Source organism: Streptomyces fulvorobeus (assembly GCF_013167895.1).
In the GTDB taxonomy this organism is placed as follows: domain Bacteria; phylum Actinomycetota; class Actinomycetes; order Streptomycetales; family Streptomycetaceae; genus Streptomyces; species Streptomyces fulvorobeus.
Map to the genome: position 1 here is coordinate 5465808 of NZ_BLWC01000001.1, position 17142 is coordinate 5482949.

The 17142-nt window shown below is 71.5% G+C and carries 15 protein-coding genes and 1 pseudogene; 7 read left to right on the forward strand and 9 right to left on the reverse strand.

Annotated elements, in window-relative coordinates; genetic code table 11:
- Positions 1-12 precede the first annotated feature (12 nt).
- Positions 13-2067: a SpoIIE family protein phosphatase gene (locus Sfulv_RS24575; protein ID WP_173316678.1), complete on the forward strand. Its 2055-nt coding sequence runs from the start codon at positions 13-15 to the stop codon at positions 2065-2067.
- Positions 2068-2085: 18 nt separating this feature from the next.
- Here Sfulv_RS24575 and Sfulv_RS24580 read toward each other — a convergent pair.
- From Sfulv_RS24580 to Sfulv_RS24600, 5 genes and pseudogenes are all read right to left on the reverse strand, one after another.
- A pseudogene (locus Sfulv_RS24580) lies at positions 2086-4538 on the reverse strand (glycoside hydrolase family 95 protein).
- Between the two features lie 245 nt (positions 4539-4783).
- Positions 4784-5206 carry a hypothetical protein gene (locus tag Sfulv_RS24585; RefSeq protein WP_173316679.1) on the reverse strand — a complete coding sequence of 141 codons (423 nt, stop codon included), beginning with the start codon at positions 5204-5206 and terminating at the stop codon, positions 4784-4786.
- Between the two features lie 129 nt (positions 5207-5335).
- A complete protein-coding gene (locus Sfulv_RS24590; protein WP_173316680.1) occupies positions 5336-5770 on the reverse strand; it encodes a hypothetical protein in 435 nt (144 codons plus the stop codon).
- A 95-nt stretch (positions 5771-5865) separates the two neighbouring features.
- The gene (locus tag Sfulv_RS24595; protein WP_173316681.1) at positions 5866-6324 is read right to left on the reverse strand and encodes a hypothetical protein; all 459 of its coding nucleotides are present in this window, start codon (positions 6322-6324) and stop codon (positions 5866-5868) included.
- A 96-nt stretch (positions 6325-6420) separates the two neighbouring features.
- Positions 6421-7356 (reverse strand): hypothetical protein, encoded by a 936-nt coding sequence (locus tag Sfulv_RS24600; RefSeq protein WP_173316682.1) that lies wholly within the window; start codon positions 7354-7356, stop codon positions 6421-6423.
- Between the two features lie 121 nt (positions 7357-7477).
- Between Sfulv_RS24600 and Sfulv_RS24605 the strand changes: the two genes are divergently transcribed.
- Both Sfulv_RS24605 and Sfulv_RS24610 read left to right on the forward strand, forming a co-directional pair.
- Positions 7478-8494: a helix-turn-helix domain-containing protein gene (locus Sfulv_RS24605; RefSeq protein WP_173316683.1), complete on the forward strand. Its 1017-nt coding sequence runs from the start codon at positions 7478-7480 to the stop codon at positions 8492-8494.
- 137 nt (positions 8495-8631) lie between these two features.
- Positions 8632-8988 carry a hypothetical protein gene (locus Sfulv_RS24610; protein WP_173316684.1) on the forward strand — a complete coding sequence of 119 codons (357 nt, stop codon included), beginning with the start codon at positions 8632-8634 and terminating at the stop codon, positions 8986-8988.
- A 399-nt stretch (positions 8989-9387) separates the two neighbouring features.
- On the opposite strand, the gene Sfulv_RS24615 is transcribed toward Sfulv_RS24610, so the two are convergent.
- The gene (locus tag Sfulv_RS24615; protein WP_173316685.1) at positions 9388-10218 is read right to left on the reverse strand and encodes an alpha/beta fold hydrolase; all 831 of its coding nucleotides are present in this window, start codon (positions 10216-10218) and stop codon (positions 9388-9390) included.
- A 75-nt stretch (positions 10219-10293) separates the two neighbouring features.
- Between Sfulv_RS24615 and Sfulv_RS24620 the strand changes: the two genes are divergently transcribed.
- Complete coding sequence (locus Sfulv_RS24620) at positions 10294-10911, forward strand: sigma-70 family RNA polymerase sigma factor (protein ID WP_256669095.1); 618 nt, start codon at positions 10294-10296, stop codon at positions 10909-10911.
- A gap of 117 nt (positions 10912-11028) precedes the next feature.
- Here Sfulv_RS24620 and Sfulv_RS24625 read toward each other — a convergent pair whose 3' ends face one another.
- The 3 genes from Sfulv_RS24625 to Sfulv_RS24635 form a co-directional block, all read right to left on the reverse strand.
- Positions 11029-11382 carry a VOC family protein gene (locus Sfulv_RS24625; RefSeq protein ID WP_173316686.1) on the reverse strand — a complete coding sequence of 118 codons (354 nt, stop codon included), beginning with the start codon at positions 11380-11382 and terminating at the stop codon, positions 11029-11031.
- 59 nt (positions 11383-11441) lie between these two features.
- Positions 11442-12251, reverse strand: coding sequence for a class I SAM-dependent methyltransferase (locus Sfulv_RS24630; RefSeq protein ID WP_173316687.1), 810 nt, complete (start codon positions 12249-12251; stop codon positions 11442-11444).
- Positions 12252-12345: 94 nt separating this feature from the next.
- Positions 12346-13854, reverse strand: coding sequence for a bifunctional phosphatase PAP2/diacylglycerol kinase family protein (locus tag Sfulv_RS24635; RefSeq protein ID WP_173316688.1), 1509 nt, complete (start codon positions 13852-13854; stop codon positions 12346-12348).
- A gap of 225 nt (positions 13855-14079) precedes the next feature.
- Between Sfulv_RS24635 and Sfulv_RS24640 the strand changes: the two genes are divergently transcribed.
- From Sfulv_RS24640 to Sfulv_RS24650, 3 genes are all read left to right on the forward strand, one after another.
- Positions 14080-14853, forward strand: coding sequence for an IclR family transcriptional regulator (locus tag Sfulv_RS24640; protein WP_173316689.1), 774 nt, complete (start codon positions 14080-14082; stop codon positions 14851-14853).
- The gene (locus Sfulv_RS24645; protein ID WP_173316690.1) at positions 14850-15698 is read left to right on the forward strand and encodes an SMP-30/gluconolactonase/LRE family protein; all 849 of its coding nucleotides are present in this window, start codon (positions 14850-14852) and stop codon (positions 15696-15698) included. The genes Sfulv_RS24640 and Sfulv_RS24645 overlap by 4 nt, the downstream gene beginning before the upstream one ends.
- 211 nt (positions 15699-15909) lie before the next feature.
- The gene (locus Sfulv_RS24650) at positions 15910-17136 is read left to right on the forward strand and encodes an aminotransferase class I/II-fold pyridoxal phosphate-dependent enzyme (protein WP_173316691.1); all 1227 of its coding nucleotides are present in this window, start codon (positions 15910-15912) and stop codon (positions 17134-17136) included.
- The last annotated feature ends 6 nt before the right edge of the window (positions 17137-17142 follow it).

The window sequence follows — 17142 nt, forward strand, 5'->3', positions numbered from 1 at the left end:
CGGAGCGTACGCATGGCAGCACGTGATCGACCGGATATCGGTGCGGAGAAACGGCTGGCCCTCAACCGCATGGGCACGTTCGACTGGGATCTCGAACGGTCCACGCTCGTGCTCGACGAGGGCGGGCTGGCCGTCTTCGACCTGCGCCCGGACGAGTTCGACGGCATGGCCGATTCGCTGGTCCGGCGCGTGCCCCCCGAGGAGTGCGCCCGGCTGGAGACCGCGCTCGGCAAGGCCGTGGACGCCGGGCAGTCGTCCTACGGCGGCTACTTCCAGATCCGGCGCCGTGACGGCCTCCGCCAGTGGACCCACGTGCGCGGCCACATCGTCCGCGACGAGCGGGGCGTGCCGTTCCGGATACTCGGCATCGTACGGAACGCCCTATCGGACCTCGCCGAGTTCAGCGTGGTCAGCCCGCTCGAAGCGGGCAGGCAGCGCATGACCGCCATGGTCCAGGGCACCACCGACGCCCTGTCCCAGGCGGTGACCGTCGAGGACGTCACCGCCGCACTCACCGGCGCCGGGGGAATGGAGCGCTTCGGCGCCGACGGACTCGTCCTGGGGCTGGTCGAGGGCAGCGACCTCAAACTCATCGGCCTCGCGGGCGAACCGATGTCCATCCTCAGCGAACTCACGCTCGACGACGTCGACCACTCGCTGCCGCTCGCCGAGGCCGTCCTCACCCAGCAGCCGCGCTTCGTGGCCTCGCTGCCCCAGCTCGCCGACCGTTTCCCGCGCCTGGGCCCCTACATCAGGCGCCGCCGCCTCGACGCGGCGGCCTTCCTGCCGCTGGTGGCCCAGGCGCGCTCCATCGGCGGGCTGGGACTCTTCTTCCGCGAGCGCACCGAGTTCTCCGCCGAGGACCGCACTCTGTGCGTCGGCCTCGCGGGTATCGTCGCGCAGTCACTCCAGCGGGCCATCCTCTTCGACGAGGAGCGCAAGTTCGCGACCGACCTCCAGTCCTCGATGCTGCCGCGCCACATCCCCGACGTGGACGGCGCCGAGATCGCGGTGCGCTACCGGACCGCGTGGAGCGGCCGGGACGTGGGCGGTGACTGGTACGACGTGATCGTGCTGCCCAGAGGGCGCATCGGACTCGTCGTGGGAGACGTCCAGGGGCACGACACCCACGCCGCGGCCATCATGGGACAGCTCCGGATAGCGCTGCGCGCGTACGCGGCCGAGGGCCACACCCCGTCCACCGTGCTGGCCCGCGCCTCACGCTTCCTGGCGGAGCTCGACACCGAGCGCTTCGCCACCTGTACGTACGCGCAGGTCGACCTCGCATCGGGAGCCGTGAAGGCGGTCCGGGCCGGGCACCTGGGGCCGATGGTCCGGCACACCGACGGCCGGATCGGCTGGCCCCGGCTGCGCGGCGGGCTCCCGCTGGGGCTCGCGACGGTGTTCGGTGACGACGAGTACCCCGAGACCCGTCTCGACCTGGTGCCCGGCGAGACCCTCCTCCTGTGCACCGACGGGCTCGTGGAGACACCGGGCCTCGACATCGAGGTGGGACTCGACGCCCTGGCCGAGGCCGTGCGCACCGGGCCCGCCGCGGCGGAGGCCCTCGCCGACCACGTGACGGAAGGGCTGTGGGGGCGGGCGAAGTCGGGCGACGACATCGCCCTGCTCGTCCTGCGCAGATCCCCGGACCTGGGGACGGCGCAGGCCCCGCGCATCCACCAGTACGTCCACCAGGCCGATCCCGAAGGGCTGGCCGAGGCCCGCGCTGTGCTGCGGCACAGCCTCGAACACTGGGGTCTCGGCACGCTCGCCGACGATGTGGAGGTGGCGGCGGGTGAGCTGCTCGGCAACGTCCTCCTGCACACGGAGGGCGGCGCTGTCGTCACCCTGGAGGTACTGCTGGAGCCGGACCGGCGCATCCGGCTGTGGGTCAACGACCGCTCCAGCGTCCGGCCCCACCGCCGCACACCGGGCGAGGCGGCGACCTCCGGGCGGGGGATGATGATGATCGAGGCGGTCGCCGACCGCTGGGGTGTGGAGCCCAGGGGTGAGGGAAAGGCGGTGTGGTGCGAGTTCGTGCCACCGCCCGCCGCGCGGGAGTGACACCGCAAGGGGACGGGATCACCCGGTCCGCGCGGTGATCCGGTACTCCCCGCCCGCCTCCGTCGGCAGGACCAGCACACCGTCCCGCGCCGTGTGACCGCCGGGCCGCCCGTCCGCCCGCCGGACGCGGAACGGCCCGTCGAACAGCGGGCTCCGCACCTTCGCCGTCATCCCGCTGCCGGACACGATCCGGATCTCCGTCGCCGCGCCGTGCCGCCAGTCCACGCCCACGGTGAAGTCCCCCGGGCGCGCAGCCCTTCGTACGAACCCTGCTCCGCCCACCGCGCGGGCAGCGCGGGCAGGACGTCCACGAATCCGCCGCGGCTGTGACTCTGCAGGAGCATCTCCGCGATCCCGGCCGTGGCACCGAAGTTGCCGTCGATCTGGAACGGCGGATGGGTGTCCCAGAGATTGGGCAGGGTGCTGGACCTGAGCTGTTCGGCGAGCATCTTCGCCGCATGGTCGCCGTCCCCCAGCCGGGCCCAGAAGTTGATCTTCCACGCCTTGGACCAGCCGGTTCCGCCGTCGCCGCGCGCCGCAAGCGAGACGCGGGCCGCCTCCGCGTGGGCCGAGCCGCGCTCGATCCGGCGGCCGGGATGCAGGGCGAAGAGGTGCGAGGCGTGTCGGTGGGTGTCGGCCGGGTCGTCGAGATCGGCCTTCCACTCCTGGAGCTGGCCCCAGGAGCCGATCCGCAGACCCGGGTCCAGTGCGCCGAGCGCCGCCCTCAGCTCCGTACGGAACGCCTCGTCCCCGCCCAGGACTTCGGCGGCCTCCAGGGTGTTCGTCAGCAGGTCCGACACGATCTGCTGGGAGATCGACGCGCTCGCGGTGAACGCGCCCTGCTCGGGCGAGTAACTGGGCGATACCACCCGTGTCCCGTCGCGCGGATCGGTGTGCAGGTTCGCCAGCCAGAAGCGGGCCGCCTCCTCCATCGCGGGATAGGCGTGCACGCGCAGGAACTCCGCGTCCAGGTGGAACAGGTAGTGCTCGTAGAGCTGTTGCACCAGCCAGCCGTTCGCCTCCGGCATCCAGAAGGAGGTGGGCCAGTCGTGCACCCCCGTGAAGCCGAAGGGGTTGGTGTTCTGGTGGACCACCCAGCCCTCGGTACCGAACATCGTCGCGGCGGTCCCGCGCCCCGGCTCGCGCAGTCGCTCGACGAACCGCTGGTAGGGCTCGGCGGTCTCCGCGAGGTTCGTCGGTTCGGCCGGCCAGTAGTTCATCTGGATGTTGATGTTGGTGTGGTAGTCCCCGCTCCAGGGAGGGGTGTTGGAGTTGTTCCAGACGCCCTGGAGGTTGGCGGGGAGCGAGCCCGGGCGTGAGGAGGCGATCAGCAGATACCGGCCGTAGCCGAAGTAGAGGGACTCCAGCGCCAGGTCGGCGGGGCCGGTACGGTCCGCGGGGCCGGCGGAGCCGGGGGATTCGCCGCCCGCGTACGCGTGGAGCAGCCGGTCGGTGGGGATGTCAGGCATCCGCCCGCCCAGATCGAGCCGCACCCGGTCGAACAGGGCGCGGTGGTCCTCGACATGGGCGGCGCGCAGCTCCTCGTAGGGCTGCGCCGCCGCCCTGTCCACGGTGGCCGTCACGCGTGCGTGGGGGTCCTCGCCGCGGTACCGGGGACAGCTGTCGGCGTAGTCGGTCCCGGCGGAGAAGACGAACGTCGCGCTGTCCGCGCCGGTCACGGTGATCCGGCCGTCATCGTAGGTCAGGGTGCCGCCGTGGTGGAGGACCCGCACCTGGCCCTCGTACACCAGGCCGTTGTCGTCGAGCACGCCGCGGATCAGCAGCCGTCCGCCCCGGGCCGTCACCGAGGCCCCCTTCCGCGCCGCGGCGAAGCCCAGCGTGAACGACACCTGGCCGGGTCGGTCGGCGGCGAGCCGGCCGGCGACCACCTGGGCGGGGTGGCTGGCGAAGTACTCACGGCTGAAGCGGGTGCGGACGCCGCCACCCTGCCGCGGCTCCTGTCTCCGCTCGCCGCCGTCGCGCGCGTCCCCGTAGGAGACCGTGGCGAGTGCCTGCGCGATGTCGAGGCCGCGCCGGTAACCGGCGGGGGAGGCCGGAGCGTCCGGCACGTCGAAAACGAGTTCGCCGAAGTCCTGGTAGTTGCCGAAGCCGGGAATCCCGTCCGTGTCCGCGTACGCCGGATTACCGAGCCGCCGGGCCACCTCGCCGGGGTCCATCGCCCCCTCCTCGTCGATGATCCGCCGCACCTCGGCGAGCGCGTCGGGCCGGGGCGCGGGCCAGTTCCCGTGGGCGTATCCCTCCTTGCTCCCGGGGCCGCCGGTCCAGAGCGACTTCTCGTTGAGCTGGAGCCGCTCGCGGGCCACCCCGCCGAACACCATGACGCCCAGGGCCCCGTTGCCGAGCGGCAACGCCTCACGCTCCCAGTCGGTCGCGGGAACGCCGTACCAGAGGGTGTGCCCGGCGGCGGTATGCGTAGGTGAGGACTCGCGGCCAGAGATCGGATGACTCATGCGGTGAACCCTATGAGTGCGGCGCCAGTACGACAAGGAGAAACCAGAGGGCTGAGCTCCGGCGGCAAGACATCGGATGAGCGCTTCCGGCCGGACCCCTCACTTCCTCGGACAAGGTGCGGGCGCCCGCCGCGTCCGTGCTTGGACGCGCCTCGTGGTCGGCCGTGGTCAGGGACTCGTGGGGCGCGCGCTGGGACCGGGTCGGGTTCCGCCGCTGGGACAGCCGTGGGCGCTGTGCGGAAGGATCAGCTCCCCGGCCCCGCGGACGGGAATGCGTACCGCAGGTGGAGACGAGCTGTCGATGTCGGCATCGCGGCCTTCGGCTCGTCCTGGGTGCCCAGCATTCCCTGGATCGAGTGGAAGGCGGTGTTCCGGCCGAGTTCGCGACCGCCGACGATGATGAGGCGGCCGCCGTTGGCCTCGCCCCTCCGGCGGCCCCGGCCCTCGTAAATGATTCCGTGGGGACGGACCAGGAAGTAGGACAGGATGCCCTCGGCTTCATACCAGTGATCCGAGAAAATTCCCGCTGTATTTCTTCGGCAGGTCGTCTCCGAGCCCGAGGAGAACGATCTCCTTTCCCCGATGAACACGCCGCCGTTGTCGCGCTCTGGAACAAGGGGAATGTACTGGGCCCAGGTGGACCGCCTCTCCATGGTGACGGACGCCATTTCTGGTGATCACTGTTTTCCTCGGGAACTTGGGCTGAGGCATGCGGAAGCTCGGCCCGTGGCCCATCCCGCAGTTTGAGCCGCCTGCGTCACGGGGACGGGGGCACGGGCCGAGCCGTACCGAAGGGTTCAGATGGCGCACTCCGATGCCCACACCCACCGGTGGGAGCGGACGGAGCTCACGGAACGGCCGTCGGGGAACTTCGGCTCCGACGCGTCGCTCACGGGTTCCGAACGAGTCAGGCACGCGTGGTCACCGGTGTGGTTGCGACCCTGGTAGAGCTTGACGGCCATGCCGTAGGACCCCTTGTGGAGCACGGCCCCCGCCTCACCGAGGTCGACGCCCCGGACGGGCCCGGAGGCGTCACCCCAGTCCGAGTCGTCGGTCGTGGTCCTGGCGAGGAGCCCGGTGCAGTCGGTGTTCGCGTAGATGTGCAAGTAGCCCGGCGCCGTGCTGTTCCACGCGTTGTCGCACGCGGCCGAAGCCCGAGCGCCGGTCGCCGGGACGATGATGCCGAGAGCCGCGAGGGCGAGCGTCGCGAACGCGGCGGGGATTTTGCGCATGGTCTCTCCTTGTCTCGCATGCTGCCCGTGGCCCGCCGGGAGGCGGCGGGCCACGGGGTGGGCACACGGGTCAGCCGTGCGGGTGGGTGGCCGGGTCAGGAGTTGAGGGTCGCGCCGCACCCGCTCCAGATCCACCGGTGGGAGCTGATCTGGTTGTTCACCTCGACGCCGCTGGTGAAGTACTGATTGTCGAGAGTGTCCATGTACTTCTCGCCCTGGGTGAGGCAGGTGTGGCCGCCCGCCCAGTCATCCCCCGTTCCGTTGAAGAGCTGGACGCGCATGGTGGTCGTGCCCTTGTGGATGAGGGACGTCGCCTGGTTGGTGTCGCTGCCCTGGAAGGAGCCGGTGCTGTTGCCCCAGTCCTGGTCCTGGCCCTCCGTGATGCCGAGGCGGTCGCCGCCGCAGTTGGTGCCGTTGTACGCGACGAAGTTGCCGGCGGCGGTGGCGTTCCACGCGTTGTTGCAGGCGGTGGAGGCGTGCGCGCTCGTTGCCGGGACGATGGCTCCGAGGCCCGCGAGGCCGAGGGTTGCGGCCGTGGCCAGTATCTTGCGCATGGTGGATCACTCCTTGTGTGTGGGTGCGGTGTTGCGGTTCCGCGGCGGTGGCGCCGCGGAAGTCTGGATGCCTGGGCCCGGGGCGGTGAGTGCGGGTCAGGCCGTCGAGCCGGTGATCGCCTCCGCCCGGGCGAGTGCGTCGAGGCTCATGCGCTGGTAGATGGCGATGTGGTCGCCGTGATGCGGGAGTTGCTTTCTCCGGTACTCGGTTTCGAGCGCGCGTGCCCTCCTGGTCAAAGGGGTCTTGTTGGCGCAGGTGGCCTCGGCGACCGCCAGGTCGACCTCGACGGCGTACCCCTTCTCCTCGCTCAGGCCCTCGGTGAGCTCCGGCAACTTCTCGCGGGCTTGCGACGGGTCGGCGTAGTCGTGGCCCGCCGCCCGCATGCACGCCGACCACTCCTTGACCGCGCCCGTGAAACGCTGGTCCTTGACGAGGTCCGCCGCGTACAGGGGCGTCAGGTTCGTGGCCGTCTTCTCGGCTCGGAACCAGGTTTCGAAGTCCCCGTACAGCCGGCCCTTGGCGTCGGCCAGGCAGCTGTCTCGTGGTGTCTGGACGGCGCCGCCGGCGGGCAGCTCGGCCGTCAGCATCCCGCTCGACGGCGAGCCAAGGAGCGCGTCGCTGTACCGGACGCCCTGCTCCTGCGAGAGCGTCTTGGCGTACGCGCTGTTCGGGTCGTCGCGCTGGATGTTCTGGGCCTTCGCATGAAGCCGGCTTCCGTAACCGTTTCTCTTCGCCCAGCCGACGTCGGTCAGAAAGGAACCGTTGCCGCTCAGGTCGTCGACCGTCGGCAGCGCCCCCACCCAGTACGTGAAGCCCGCCTTCTCCATGCACTCCTTCACGAGCAGTTGCTCGGCACGCCGTACGAGGATCTCCTCGCGGTCGGTCAACTCGCGGCCCTGGCGCCCTGCTTCGGCGGCGTTGTGTGGACGGTCGGCTCCGGCCGGATCGGCCGTCGCCGCCCCGGTGCAGCCGGCGGTGGTGGCGGCGACGATCACGACACTCGCGCAGGCCGAACTGAACATGCGCCTCATGCCCGTTGCACCCCCGTTTATCGCGTATTGATTTCCGCGACCTACGATCGCCCAGCTGACCGTGTTGAACCAATGCTGTTGCGCTGTAGAGCAAAAGCCGTGCTCAACGAGGGAGAACGACATGCTCCGCATTCATTTCCGTGACGCGGACCTGGCCAGAACCAGGCTCGCCGCCGCTCTCGATCCGCTCTGGGAAGTCGCCGCGAGTCTCCACCGACTGCAGTCGCGTAAGGGGCGGTGGGCGTACGTCGGGTGGTATCGCACGACACGGCATCAGCTGCGGGAGAAAGGGCTGGAGCGTGTCCTGCGGAGTGTCTTCCTGCCCTTGTATCCAAGGGCCGCGTATTTTCCGGACTTTCTGACTCCGGCCGGTGCCGTGGGTGACTTGGATGCGGGACTGGAGTTGATTCTGGCCACATCTCCGCAACGGGTCCTGAAGGAGATGGCCCTCCTCAACCGGACCGTCGGAGCGCCTTCGTGGGGCGGGCAGCTGGCCCGGCTGGAAGCGCGCAAGGAGCTGGTGGTGATGGTGCGCGCGTACTACGAGACGGTTGTCGCCCCTCACGAGGAGCAGGCGCAGGCCCGGATCGAGGCCGAGCGGGCGGCGCGCGCCCGTGGTTTCCTGGCCGGCGGAGTCGAGGGCATGCTCTCGGGACTCGGGCCCATGCTGCGCTGGCGTCCTCCCGTCCTGGAGGTGATCTACCCCAGGCAGACCGAGGACCGGGACCTGTATCTGAACGGCCGTGGGCTCACGCTCGTCCCTTCGTACTTCAACTGGGCTGAGCCGGTCGCCTTCGCCGACCCGGAACTGCCGCCCGTGCTCTGGTACTCACTGCTCCACGAGCCGGACGCCGGATACGCCACGGACAACTCCGTGGGCGCCGGGGCTCCCGGACAGTCCCTGACCACCCTGCTCGGGCGCGCCCGGGCGATCGCTCTGTACGCCGCGTCCGCCGGCGCCACGACCGGCGAGATCGCCCGTGCCGCAGGCGTCTCGGCGTCCTCCGCCAGCAGACACGCCACCGCGTTGCGCGACGCGGGCCTCATCACCACCATCCGGAACGGCCCGACCGTGCTGCACACCCTCACACCGGCGGGAGCGTCCGTCCTGCGGGCCGCAACCCGGGCCTCCCGTTGACCTCACGTCGTCGCGCGAGTGCGCACCGAACCCCGGCGCGCGGCGGAATGGCGCATATCCGGGTACAGAGTCCCTCCCTCCGCTGCAAGGATGAGCCCGCCTGTCAGCTCTCTCAACCGGTCCGTGGAGGTCCAGTCATGCGGAGCAGAACACAACGATTCGCCGCCGTCTGCGCGGTGTTGGCCGTAACACTCGGTACGGCTGCTGTCGGGAGCGCCGCCGCGGCCGAGGCGGGCGCGGCGGCCGTCGCCTGCCCCAGGGGGTACGTATGTCTCCTGCCCCAGTTCGGCAGTGGCCAGCCCGTGCTGGTGAAGGAAGGAGACACGGCCAAGTTCTCTCCCGCGCTCACGGTCGCGGAAGTCACCAACGCCACGAGCGTGACGTACTGCGTGATCGGCAGCCTGAGCTACCCGCTCGGACCCGGCCGGACGCAAACCGGGGTCGGCCAGGTGAACGCCGTGGGGCCGTCGCAGAGCGGCTACTGCCTGCTGTGACCCGATGGGCTCGGCCGACGGCCGTTGTCGTCGTGCCGCGAAGCGAGGTCATGTCGAACCGCGCAGTGCTCCCCAGGTATGGGGACCCACCTGGCCGTCGACACCCCGCCCCTTGTCGCCGCGCCGCGTGAGCTGGGTGCCGGAGTGGTACGTGTACTCGGAGATCCATGGGGAAGTGGCGGGCTCGGCGGTGGTCTTGGCAGGAGCGCGGGCGCTCCCGCCGGCGCCGCCGCCGCTCCCGCCGTCGCCACCCTCGCCGCCGGTCGCGATGGTCTCCGCCTGGATGGGTGAGGTCTGAGCGCCGCCCTGGCCGGCGACGGCTCCGGCTGCCCCGGTTCCGGCTTCGGAGGCGAGCCAGGAAACGGCGTGGTCGTGAGCGGGAGTCGAACTCGAGGCACCTCATCTGCGGAGGAATGCCGTCATGGTCGTCACGAACCAGTCGGCGTCGTCGAGCCACGGATAGTGGCCTGCTCCCGGCTGCACCGCGAGCGTGGCATCAGGGAACGCTTCCGCGAACTCGGCCGCGGCCACAGGCGGGCTGTTCATATCGAACTCTCCGGTGAGCAGCAGAACGGGAGCCTCGCAGGAGGCGAGTGCCGCACGCGTGCTCTTCGGGGTGAAGGCGCCCTCGGCCGCAAAGAGAGTGACAGCTTCCTGGTTGCTCGGCCGGCTGGCTGCGTGGTGCTTCTGCGCCGTGGCGTCCCACCGGCCCCAGAAGAAGGGCGCGATGGCTTCCCAGTCGCTGCCCGTGCCCTCAGTGATCGCTTGCAGGGCGGCGAACGCTGCCGGGAACCACGGCTCGTTCATCCGGAGCTGCGCGAGCTCGCGCCGAGTCCCTCCCGTGATCGCTACGTCGACAGCTCGGGGACTGGGACCGATGAGGGCGAGCTTGCTGACCTTCTCCGGGTGCCGAGCCGCGTACTGCGTCGCGATGTTCGTGCCGGCGGAGTGGCCGAGCAGATCCATCCGCGGAAGGCCGAGGTGCCCGCGCAGCGCCTCGACATCGTCGACCAGGCGATCGCAGCGGTAGGAGGAGGTGTCCTGGGGACTCGCGGACCGGCCGGTGCCGCGAAGGTCCAGGACGATCAGCTGGCGGTATGCGGACAGGCCGCCGAGGTCGCCGAGGTAGACGGAGTCGGTAGGGCCTCCCGGGATGCAGACGACTGGGTCGCCCTCACTGATCACGCGGTATGAGAGCTGGGTGCCGTCAGGCGCGGGGAAGGTGGGCATGAGACGGATCCTGTCAGCCATAACCTGGTAGTACAACCAGGTTATGAAAGACGTGCTCTGGTGTATAACCGGGTGGTGGCAGACGGAGAGAGCACGCAACGGATCCCCGAGGTACTGACCGAGGAACAAGCCGAGCGGATACTCGCCGGCATGAACGAGGTCATCCGTGCGGGCGAGGAGATGCGCAAGCTGCGCGCCGAAATGATCAAGGTGTTCGCAGGCTTCGGCTGGACGCAGGAACGCATCGCGCAGCTCACCGACATGAGCCAGCCCGCCGTCTCCAAACAGATGGCGAAGCACAGGACCGATGAGCTGCGGACCCCGATGGAGGTGTCCCTCGATCAGCGCGACATCCCCTGGCTTGAAGGCCGGCTGTGGGGCCTCGCTGAGGAGATCTCTGAGACTCTCGACGAAGCCGCGCACTGTACCCGCTACGTCAACGCGCTCACCCGGGGCAAGAAGCGTTTCACGCCCCGGAATATCGACGAGCTGCGGCGTCTCGTCGAGGAGGACCTGAGACTGCGCCGGGCAGAGCTGTCCGGGGGCACCAGGCCGCGTATGACGAGATCAGCCGCGGTCTTGACCTTCCCTCGAAGGTCACCGCCACCGCATCAGCGTCGGTGCGCCGCGCTGTCGCTCACCAGATCCAGCGCGATGTACTCAGGGGTTGACGCGGTAAAGCCATTCTCATGAACGAGCTTTCCGGAGAATTCGATGTCACAAGCCGTTGTCACTCAGCGCTGAGCGCCCGCTGCCGTTCCCAGGAGTCACATGATCCATCCGGGTGAACGGGGCCTTCGGCTGAGGCCGTCAGGCGACCGGATTGCGGTCCACGTACTCGAAGACCGAGCCGTCGGGGTGCAGTGCGATCAGGTTGCGTCCGGCGGGGGTCGGCACCGGGCCGGCGACGATCCGGGCGCCGGCCCGGGTCAGGGCCGCGTGGGCCGCGTCGACGTCCTTGACCGCGATCGTCGCCGAGACCTTGCGCAGCACCTCCAGCTCCGACTCCGGGCCGCTCATCAGGAGAAAGCAGCCGATCGCGGCCACCGAGACCCCGCCACGCTCGAAGCGCAGCGCAGGGGCGCCCGTGAGGCCCTCGTAGAAGGCCGCCGCCGCGTCCAGGTCGTCGACGCAGACTCGCAGCGTGGTTCCGAGGATTTCCATGCCCACGAGGGTAGTTGGCCGCCCCGCCTGATGTGATCGATTCCCGCGCGGCCGGGCCCTCAGGCCCGGCAGAGGATCTCGCCGTGGGGCACCATGAACCACCCGTCGCCCTGCTCGCCCCAGGTGCGCCACGCGGCGGCGATCGCCGTCAGCTGTCCGGCGCTCGCGTGGCCGCCCCCCACCGTCAGCTTCGCGTACACCGAGTCCGTCGTACGGTCGGCCCACAGGCCGCTCCACCAGGCGCGGCTCTCCGGGGTGGCGAAGCACCAGGCGGCGGCGGTCGGGGTGATGTCGGTGAAGCCGGCCTTCCGGGCCCAGGAGAGCAGTCGCCGTCCCGCGTCGGGCTCGCCGCCGTTGCCCCGGGCCACCCGCCCGTACAGCTCCTGCCACTGCGCCAGGCCCTCGACCTCGGGGAACCAGGTCATCGCGGCGTAGTCGCTGTCCCGCGCCGCCACGACGCCTCCGGGCCTGCACACCCGCCGCATCTCGCTCAGTGCCCGGACGGGATCGCCGACGTGCTGGAGGACCTGGTGGGCGTGCACGACGTCGAAGAAGTCGTCGGGGAAGTCCAGGGCGTGCACATCGGCCGACCTGAACTCGATGTTGTGCAGGCCGCGTTCGGCGGCCACCTCGGCGGCCTGCCCGAGGATGTCGTCCGCCGTGTCGACCGCGGTCACCTGGCCGGGCGCGACCAGGGCGGCCAGATCCGCCGTGATGGTGCCCGGGCCGCATCCGACGTCCAGCACCGCCATACCCGGGCGGAGTTCACCGATCAGGTAGGAGGCCGAGTTGAGCGCGGTCCGCCAGCGGTGCGAGCGCAGCACGGACTCGTGGTGGCCGTGGGTGTACACGGCCGGCTCCTTCGACATGACCGCACGTCCTCTCTCCGAAACGCCTGCGACAGCAGGTGGGAAGACGGTACGTCGCCATGTCGAATAATGAGATCCCCATCTCGCCATGTGGTCAGGCGGCGGTCATCGGGCAGTAGACCGTGAGCGCCTCCGGCAACTTGTCGATCATCAACTCCGTCCCGGACCGGGCCACTTCACCGTCGTACGCGTACGGCGTGCCCGGCGCGAGACCGGAGAGCCGGACGCGCCGCCTGCGGACCGCCGCGTGGACGGGCGACCGGGTCAGCGGTCCGGCGACCGCCGCCGCCAGGAGCCGGAGCCCCGGAGTGCGGCCACCGTGCACCACCCGTACGTCCAGCAGGCCGTCCGCCAGGTTGTGCCGGCGGCCCGGCATCGGGCCCATCCGCTGGAACATGCCGTTGCCGACGAACACCAGCCACAATCGCCGCCTGCGGCCCTGGAGTTCCGCTTCCAGCGGGCTCTTGCCGCGCAGCGCCTCGAACGCCGCGAGGACGCCCGCCGGCCAGCCTCCGATGCGCGGCGCCCAGTGCTCCCGGGTCCGTACGAGCTCCGGGTAGACGCCGAGGCTGAACGCGTTGACGAAACAGCCGTCGGGTCCGTCCGGTCCCTCGGGCCCGGGCCGGATGCGCCCCAGGTCCACCCTGACCGCGCTGCCCGAAGCGAGCGCGACGGCGGTGTCCCGCACCGTCTCGATGCCCAGGTCGTACGCGAAGTGGTTCAGTGTTCCCCCGGGGAACACCGCCAGCGGCAGCCCGTGCGCCGCGGCGACCGCGGCGGCCCGGTTGATCGTCCCGTCACCGCCGCAGACCCCCAGTGCCACGCACCGCTCGGCGGCGTCCTCCAGGGCCCCGGACAGATCGGCCGACGCGCACTCCACCAGTTCGGCCAGAGGCAGCGCGTCCCTGATCAGAGCGGAGGCGGCCGTCGCCGACCCCGACTCCCGGTTGACCACGAGCACCAGACCCTGTCCGGTCGGCAGCACAGGTGCCTCAGTCGGTGGTCTGCCGGGCGCGGGCAGCTGCCCCCGGGTCGGTACGACCCCGCGCAGTGCGAACGCGGCCCCGGCGCCGAGCGCCGCACCGGCCAGCACATCGCTCGGATAGTGCACCCCCGTGTAGACCCGCGAGGCGATGACCGCCGCCGCGACAGGCGCGACCACCGCCCCCCAGCGCTTCGACTCCAGGGCCACACCGGTGGCGAAAGCGGCGGCGGAGGCCGCGTGCCCGGACGGGAACGACGTGGTGAACGGCTGCTGTTTCAGCCTCCGTATCACCGGAACCGCGTCGAGCACCGGCCGTTCCCTGCGTACGGCACCCTTGCCCACGGTGTTGATCGTGGCCGAGGCGACGGCCAGCGAGGCGACTCCGCGCAGCGCGGCGCGGCGGGCCCGCGCGCTGCCGCCGAACGTCGCGATGCAGGCCGCGGCCCCGAACCACAGCACCCCGTGGTTCGCACTGCGGCTCAGCCGCGGCAGCAGTGGCTCCGCGCCCGGCCAGTGCCGGCCGGCCACGCTCTCGAACAGGGTGAGATCGCACTGCCGTAGCCAGGCCGCCAGGCGGACGGGCGAGCGAAGGGGTGAGATGGTTCTCGATGACGGCATGGCACAGCCAATACCCTGTCAGGCCGTATCGAATCAAGAGGCGCGCACAGGGTGATACCGGATGCGCGAAACACCGCGAACTCCTACGAACCCCTGCGCACCACCCATGATCCCGGCGCCGCCCCCGGTCCTCGCCGTTGCCCCGGCAAGTCGGCTGACGTTAGCCTGCGTTCGTGATTCCGGTCATTGGCCGGAGTGTCGAACAAACGAAAGGGGTGGGAGAACATGGGACGACTCGTCCCAGCGGTGACCCGGGCGCTGGATGTACTCGAACTCTTCCTGCAGGGGGACGGAAACCTCTCGGCCCCCGAAGTCACACGCAGGCTTCAGCTGCCGCGCACCACCGTCCACGAGCTGCTCACCACCCTCGCCGCCCGCTCCTACCTGGTGACGGTCCCGGAGCAGCCCGGCCGCTACCGGCTCGGAGTCCGTACGTACCAGCTCGGCAGCCGGTACGCCGAACAGCTCGACCTCGCCGCCGAGGGGCAGCAGGTGGCCCGCGAGGTCGCCGAGAGCTGCGGGGAGACGGTCCACGTGGCCATCCTGGAGGACACCGAGGTCATCTACATCGCCAAGGTGGACTCCACGCACGCCGTCCGGATGGTCTCGGCGGCCGGCCGCAAGCTGCCGGCGCACTGCACGTCCGTGGGCAAGCTTCTGCTCGCGGCGCTGCCCGAGGCCGAACTCGACGCCCGGCTCGACGGCCGCGAACTCGTCGCGATGACGGAGAACAGCCTCACCGACGCCGCGGAGCTGCGCACCGCGCTCGCCGTCGTCCGCAGGCGCGGCATCGCGGTGGAGCACCGCGAGTCCAACCCGGACGTGAGCTGCGTGGCCGCCCCGGTACGCAACCGGGCGGGCGGTGTCGTCGCCGCGCTCTCCATCTCCGTCCCGATGATCCGCTGGAGCGAGGAGCGCGAGGCGGAGCTGGCCCGGCTTGCGGCGAAGGGCGCCGACGCGCTGTCCGCGCGGCTCGGGCACCACAAGGGGGAGGCGTGACGTACACCGTCGAGACAGCGGTACGCGAGCAGGCGGAGCTCGGCGAAGGACCCACCTGGGACGCGGCGGCAGGCCGGCTGATCTGGGTCGACATACTCGGCTCGCGTGTCCACACGTACGACCCCGGCACCGGCCGGCGCACGGTCATGGCGACCGGGCAGCACGTGGGGGCGGCCAAGCCGCGCGCCGGTGGCGGGCTCGTGGTGAACCTGCGCGACGGCATCGGGCTGTACGACACCGCGGGTGCCTTCTCCTGGCTGGTCCACGACCCCGTACCGGGGCGGCGGGGCAACGACGCGGCCGTGGCGCCGGACGGGGCGCTGTGGGCGGGCACCATGCGCTACGACGAGGACGAGGTCGGCGGAGAGCTGCGGCGGGTCACGGGGGACGGCACGGCGAGGGACGCGCTGGGCGTCGTCGCGTGCAGCAACGGCACGGGGTGGAGCCCGGACGGGCAGCTCATGTACTACATCGACTCGGCCACGGGACGCGTCGACGTCCTGGACTTCCTCGGGGAGCGGGCCGTGCGCCGGCGCCCGTTCGCCCGGATCGAGGCGGGGGCCGGTGTGCCGGACGGTCTGACCGTCGACGCCGAGGGGGGTGTGTGGGTCGCCCTCTGGGACGGGGCGGCGGTCCGGCGGTACGCGCCCGACGGGCGGCTGGACCGGACGTACGCCCTGCCGGTGCGCCGGCCGACCGCCTGCGCGTTCGGCGGGCCCGGGCTGCGTGACCTGTATGTGTCGACGGCCCGCACGGGGCTGGCGGCGCCGCATCCGCTCTCCGGGTCGTTGCTGGTCCTCCCGGACGTGGGGCTCGGGCTGCCGGGCACGGCGTTCGCGGGCTGAGGTCTCCGTCCTCGATCGCCTGCCGGTCCGGCTGCCGGCGCCTCTGACCGCCCGCCCGCAGGTAGCCTCGCTCGGCCACCGCCCCGCTCACCTGGACACGGACGCGCACAGCCGCGCCACCGGCAGGCGACGCGTGCGCGGGCGGCTGGAAGGAAACCTCCGTATAAAGGGCCGTGAGGGCGATACAGGGACCGGCGGCGGAGGAGGCCCGATGCAGCGGAGCGCGCACGACCGGCGGGAGGACCACGGCCCCGTCCGGTACGGTCCCCCCGCCCCCGACCCCGGCCTCCCCGTGCTGCCGGAGCTCGCCGCCGTGCTCGCCGCCGCCGCCGGCCGTACCCACCCCGAGCCGCCCGGCGGAGGCCGCGTCCTGCGCGAGGCGGCCGGTGCCTACTGGGCGCGCCGAGGTCTGCACACCGAGCCGGACGCCGTCGCCGCCGCGCCCGGCGCCCAGCCCCTGCTGCTGGCGCTGATCGCGGCGCACGGCGGCGACGTCCTCATGCCGCGCCCCTGCCCCGCCTCCTGGACGCCGCAGGCACGCCTTCTCGGCAGGCCCGCCTACCACGTGCCGACCCCCGCGGAGTGCGGCGGCGTCCCTGATCCGTACGCCCTGCTCGAAACCGTCCGCAGGGTGCGCGCCGAGGGCGGCACCCCCCGGCTCCTGCTGCTGTCCGTGGTGGACGACCCGACGGCCACCGTCGCCCCGCCCGAGCTCGTCCGCGAGGCGTGCGAGGCGGCGGTCGCCGAAGGGCTGCACATCGTCAGCGACGAGACCTGGCGCGACACGCTGCACCGGCCGCACGACACGGTCCTGCTCAGCCCGGCCGAGATGTGCCCCGACGACGTCACCGTGCTCAGTGACCTGGCCGGCGCCCTGACCCCGGCCGGCTGGCCGGTCGCGGTCGCCCGGTTCCCGGCCACCGCGCGGGCCGCCGCGTGCCGGGCCCGCACGCTCGACGTCCTCACCGCGCTCGGCGCCCTCGTCGCCGGACCCGTCGCCCCGGCCGCCGCCCACGCGCTGCGCGAGCCGCAGGCCGTCACCCTCAGGATGCGGCAGGCCGCCGACGTCCACGCGGTCGTCGCCACCGCCGTGCACCGCGCCGTGCTCACGGCAGGCGCCCTGGCCAGGCCCCCGCAGGCGGGCCGTCACCTGTACGCGGACCTCGGCCCGCTCCGCTCGCGGCTGGCGGCGCGGGGGGTGACGGACTCCATGGAGCTGGAGGAGTACCTGACCGACCGCCTCGGCGCCCCGACGCCCGGCGGGCACAGGTTCGGGGACGAACTGGGCGCGCTGCGGGCGCGGCTGGGCACGGGGCCGCTGCTCGGGTCGACCCCGCAGGAGGAGACGGCGTCCCTCACCGCTGCGGAGCCCTTGAAATTGCCGCACGTCGCCGAGGCGCTGACCATGTTCGCGAGCGCCCTCGACGAACTCCGGTGAAGGAGC